The organism is Sphingobacterium sp. IITKGP-BTPF85 (assembly GCF_001006065.1).
GTDB classification, from domain to species: Bacteria; Bacteroidota; Bacteroidia; order Sphingobacteriales; family Sphingobacteriaceae; genus Sphingobacterium; species Sphingobacterium anhuiense.
This window is the reverse complement of sequence record NZ_ASZT02000227.1, coordinates 1-4,675: the sequence shown is the minus strand read 5'-3', so window position 1 is coordinate 4,675 and position 4,675 is coordinate 1. Positions and strand designations below refer to the sequence as shown.

4 protein-coding genes and 1 pseudogene are annotated in these 4,675 nt (G+C 34.7%); 2 read left to right on the top strand and 3 right to left on the bottom strand.

Translation table 11 applies throughout. The features are described from left to right. The 3 genes from L950_RS24200 to L950_RS24190 form a co-directional block, all read right to left on the bottom strand. Nucleotides 1-380, bottom strand: a 380-nt coding sequence (locus tag L950_RS24200) for a hypothetical protein (RefSeq protein WP_031289170.1), incomplete at its 3' end; no start/stop codon positions are given. Further along, nucleotides 352-1,206, bottom strand: coding sequence for a hypothetical protein (locus tag L950_RS24195; RefSeq protein WP_021191385.1), 855 nt, complete (start codon nucleotides 1,204-1,206; stop codon nucleotides 352-354). The genes L950_RS24200 and L950_RS24195, both read right to left, overlap by 29 nt. Then, the gene (locus L950_RS24190) at nucleotides 1,172-2,071 is read right to left on the bottom strand and encodes a hypothetical protein (protein WP_231577846.1); all 900 of its coding nucleotides are present in this window, start codon (nucleotides 2,069-2,071) and stop codon (nucleotides 1,172-1,174) included. The genes L950_RS24195 and L950_RS24190 overlap by 35 nt, the downstream gene beginning before the upstream one ends. 268 nt (nucleotides 2,072-2,339) lie before the next feature. Here L950_RS24190 and L950_RS24185 point away from each other — a divergent pair, with 268 nt between their 5' ends. Further along, nucleotides 2,340-4,145, top strand: a complete 1,806-nt coding sequence (locus L950_RS24185; RefSeq protein ID WP_021191383.1) for a hypothetical protein — start codon at nucleotides 2,340-2,342, stop codon at nucleotides 4,143-4,145. 79 nt (nucleotides 4,146-4,224) lie between these two features. After that, nucleotides 4,225-4,675: pseudogene (locus L950_RS24180) on the top strand (ATPase); the annotation flags it as partial.

Sequence of the window (4,675 nt, the reverse complement as noted above, 5' to 3'; positions counted from 1 at the left end):
TTTTTTGCGAGATCATTTTCGGCATTGAGCCAACTCAAGTAGGCCGCTGTAACTAAGCCTATTTGTGGTTGAATATATTTTTTATCCTTATACATGGTTAGCGCAAGTTCTCGGATGTTTTGGAGGTGTTTTTGAATTTCTTCTTTGTTTTCATCATGATACCACTGCGACATATTATAACCTAATGTATGGTCTTTAATGAAGAAATTTTCTATTTTGTTAACCTCCCGTGTGAGGAGTACGGCATTTATAGTATTAGCAGGATCCAGCTTATAACAGTTTTCGAGATATTCAATAGTACTATTTGGGTTGTTGAAACCGATGATTGCATTGATATTGAATTTGTCTGCTTTAGTTTTGGTATAGGCAAATTTCAGCATCAGTTGCTTGTATATAATGAAAATTGTTGTACGCGAGTATTCTTCTTTCGGGCGATAGCGTAAATACGCTAGAAAATAAAAAGGCAGCTTTTGCAGGTTCACCATTTTTCCTGACAGCGCCTGCATAATTGGATAATGCCCAACCTAATACGGGAGATTTCAGTTTTGACCGAGCGATGTATTTATCATAAACGGTGATGCTTTTTTCATATTCTTTAGCAAAAAGAAATAATCTTGCCGCTTGATATGCGTAACGTAATAATAAGAAACTATTGTTCTTATGGACCGAAATTTTACTTTCTGCCTCAAGCGCAAATTGCTTTATTTCATCGAAATTACGCTCATCAGGACTCCAAGGGTCTTGTGCAATATTGGTGACAGGTTCTTGCTCTTTTGTAAAATGAAAGTAAGCGAGTTCCTTTTTATTTTTAGGAAGAAATAGACTTTGAATAAATGTGTTATTTCGAAGTGAATCTGGAAGATTATCCAGGATTGCTGTATTCTTTAAAACCTGTATTGTTTCCGGGTTTGATTGGTACATGACTGCGTATAGATCATCTGGTTTCACATTTTTTCCTAAATGATTTACCCAGTCTGTAACATTTACAGACGCTTCCAGTACAGGTTCCTGTTCTGTATATAGAAATTGATAGGGAATAAACTGAAAAGCGGAGTAGCTATTATCTTCCAGATTTGGTAGGAAATAGGTCTGTTGATTGTCATAAGGGTCTATTTCGGGACCACAAGCGATATTAATCGCAATTTCACTGAAATAGAGCATAAATGTAGCGCTAAAAAGCAGCAATAACTTCTTGTAAATCTGCATAATTATAGTTCGATAAAACTTCTGGGGCCAAATGGTAGAAGATGATTCTTTTCTCTTTTCCTTGAAGTTCTTTATTTAAAAATTTGGCGGTTGCAATTAACTGTTCCTTCGTTATAAATTCATGACGGATCACATCTCCTTTTTTTAGATTCGCTTTTTGTAAGTCCTGGTTCAGAATAAATAATTCCGTCTTTGGATTTCTTGTAAAGAGTGATTTATCATCCAAATCGCTCTTGTCGATATACTTAGAAATACCAATATATTGATGATCGCGAAAGGCTACATACCAATCGAATAGGGGTAAAGCAATATCTAATTCTAAAGGATAGTCTTTAAGAGTTCCACTCAGGTAAGTTGTTAAATCTTGCTGATTTAAAATAGAATTATGATCTCCAAATTGTCTTAAATTTCCCATATTATAGCACATCAGTGTTGCTCTTTTTACAGGAGGTATACCACTGGACTGAATATTTTTAACTTGATGAAGCCTTAATGTCGTGGTTATCGTCACTTCATTTAATTCAGGTATCTTTTGTAGGTATTCTAGCAGATAGAAAAATTTATCACGGGAGCTTTTAGTCCAGTCGCAATCAATCTGTAATTCTTTAAAGTCTTCTTTTCCGGATTGTTTAGCCTTTTCAGATACAAAAGGTATCATTTTATGTGCAAGTCCTCTAATCTGGAGACTATCTAATTCTGTAAATATTCTTTGGTTGATAAATACAACAGGCACAAGTGTTTGATTTGATGGAAGAGTTTTTTCAAAAGAAATTGGAGAGATGGGAACGGGCTCAATACCCCCATCAGTAAAATCAATATCCATTATACGAACGAATAATGTATTTGATTTTAGATCTTGTATCATCTTTTGTGATAAGGTGTCGGACTTATAGTTTGTCTTCCAATAATAAAAGCCTACGGAGGGTTCTTTTTTTTGACAGGAAATGTGTAATATTATACTAAGCGAGATACAGAAGAACAGCTTTATTTTATATGGTGTCATGAATTTGGGACCAAGTGAAAGAATCGATACTAATCTACTTTTATTGAAAATCAAACAAAAGTATTAATAAGTTGTTTTGTATTAGATAAAAATAACCAAATAAATTTACTAAAAGAGGAGCGCGTTTTACATGAAGGCTGTTTGGAAATGGATAATCGGTATTTTCGTAATACTGTTGATTGTGCTTGGTGGGGTTGTTTGGTATTTTAGTGTGCATTGGAAGCCAATTGTAGACCAAAAATTCAGAGAAATAGTGCTCGCATCTACCGATAGTTTGTACACGGTTGATTATGATGACTTGGATATTAATCTTGCTTTAGGAAATGTAACGATAAGCAATCTGGTTTTACGCTCGGACAGCAATGTTTATGCGCGACTAGAAGGAATAAATAAAGCTCCTGATAATCGTTTTCAAATCGAAGTCGCCAAATTAAAATTTCGTAATTTCTCTATACGGGATATGCTGCTGAATAAAGAGCTTTATTTAAAGAATGTCGTTTTAGATACTCCGAGTGTCCATATGATCAATAAGTATCATTCCTATAATGATACAGCATCTACAGAAAAGAGTAAACCCTTATATGATAAAATAAAGAATACCCTAAAAAGAATCCGCATAACCGGAATCGATTTGAATAAGGTCAATTTTAAATATTCGCAGATTCAAAAAAGTATCTACCAAGATTTTGAGATCAAGAAAGTCAATATAAAGATTCAGGATGTTTTGGTCGACTCGACATCAATTTCCGATGCGACACGTTTCTATCATACCAAAATGGTTGATATAGAAGTTCCTGCATTTACTTATAAAACTCCTGATGGATTTTATAAGGTTGATTTTAATCAATTAAAAATCAATACTAGGGATCGTAATATCATGTTGACAAAGGTGGCTTACCAACCTATTTTGGGTAAGTCGGCCTATTATAAAGCAAAGGGTAAAGGAGGAAGCTATGTTGTCATGAAATTCGACACGGTTCGTTTTGAATCTTTTGATTTTAATAGTTTGTTACGTAATAAGAAGATCTATGCAGGAAAAGCGCAACTGAAAAATGGACTCTTGGATATTTATTCGGACAAGCATTATAAATCAACACCTGTAAATAAAGTTGGAAGATCTCCGCATCAAGCTTTAATGCATATGAAAACGCAATTAGCAATAGATACGGTATTGGTACAAAATGCTGATATAAGCTATTCGGAGTTAAGTGGTAAATATAACCAGGTCGGGAAGATTACCTTCGATAAGAGTTATGCGACTATTAGTAACATGACCAATGATGTTTCAAGTCTGGCTAAAAATAAGTGGATGCGTGTCGATGTTCTGACAAAAGTGATGAATAGTGGGCGTTTACATGTTTTATTCGGATTTGATATGACATCGAAAACAGGTTTTCATACTTATAAAGGAACAGTAGGAGCAATGCAGGCACCAGCCTTTAATAAAATTTTAAAGCCGCTCTTAAATGTAGAAATAGCCTCGGGAAATATCAAAAAAATAGCTTTTGATATGGAAGCAACCGATCACAGAAATTGGGGAAAGTTTAATTTTGATTATGATGATCTAAAAATCACCATTTTAGAGAAGAAAGAAGATGGGACTGTTAAAAGAAAAGGTTTTATCTCTTTACTGGTGAATGAACTTTTGGTTAACGGTAGTAATCCAAACCTTTCTGGAGAATATATTATTGGAAAGGTCAATTGGCATAGGCATGCTGACCACACTTTTTTTAAGACCCTTTGGCAAAGTCTATTGGATGGAATAAAGCAATGTGTGGGGCTTAGCAAGGAGCGGGAAGCTAAATTAATGCGTACTGCTGACCGCGCACAACATACAGTAGAGAAAGCCAATACTGTTGTTGGCAAAACGAAAAGTTTTGTATCGAAGCTTTTTAAGAAGAAAAAAGGTGACGAAGAGAGCAAAGTCGCCGAATAAAAAAGAGGGTTTCACGTGAAATATGATCATCGGGGCAGGAAGTTCTGTTTTTCCTAAGTTATCAGTATGTTTGTGACAGATGGGGTCAATATTGAGTTTTTTAAAATTCGTCTTTAAGTATAAGAATAGCATTGTAGATCAAATCATGTTTTATGTCAGCATGATCTGTGCTTTTGCCGTTATTTTCAATGTGGGCTATGTAAGAGATCCAAATCTTGCAAACCTCCTCGATCATATCATTAATGCAATGTTCTATGTTTTGTTCATCATGACAGGACTTCGTACAGCTTCTTCTATTTTTGCGTTGAAAAGAATTGAAGTTGAACATTATTCAGGGCTGGTGATCCTAAGCTATTTTGCTTTAATCATAATAGCGCGATTTGCAAGTGTTCCCGCAGTTGATCTTTTCGGTAAAGATCAGTGGATCTATCTAGGTATTTATCTGGTGTTTATTGCAGAGCTTTCCAAGAGTACCTTGTTTTTTGATAACTTCTATTTTAATCCCACTATTTTATTTGTTATCAGTTTTT

Bases quoted from the DNA above. Each gene is read 5' to 3' on its own strand.
- L950_RS24195 (WP_021191385.1), bottom strand. From the start codon at position 1,206: ATGCAGATTTACAAGAAGTTATTGCTGCTTTTTAGCGCTACATTTATG.
- L950_RS24190 (WP_231577846.1), bottom strand. From the start codon at position 2,071: ATGATACAAGATCTAAAATCAAATACATTATTCGTTCGTATAATGGAT.
- L950_RS24185 (WP_021191383.1), top strand. From the start codon at position 2,340: ATGAAGGCTGTTTGGAAATGGATAATCGGTATTTTCGTAATACTGTTG.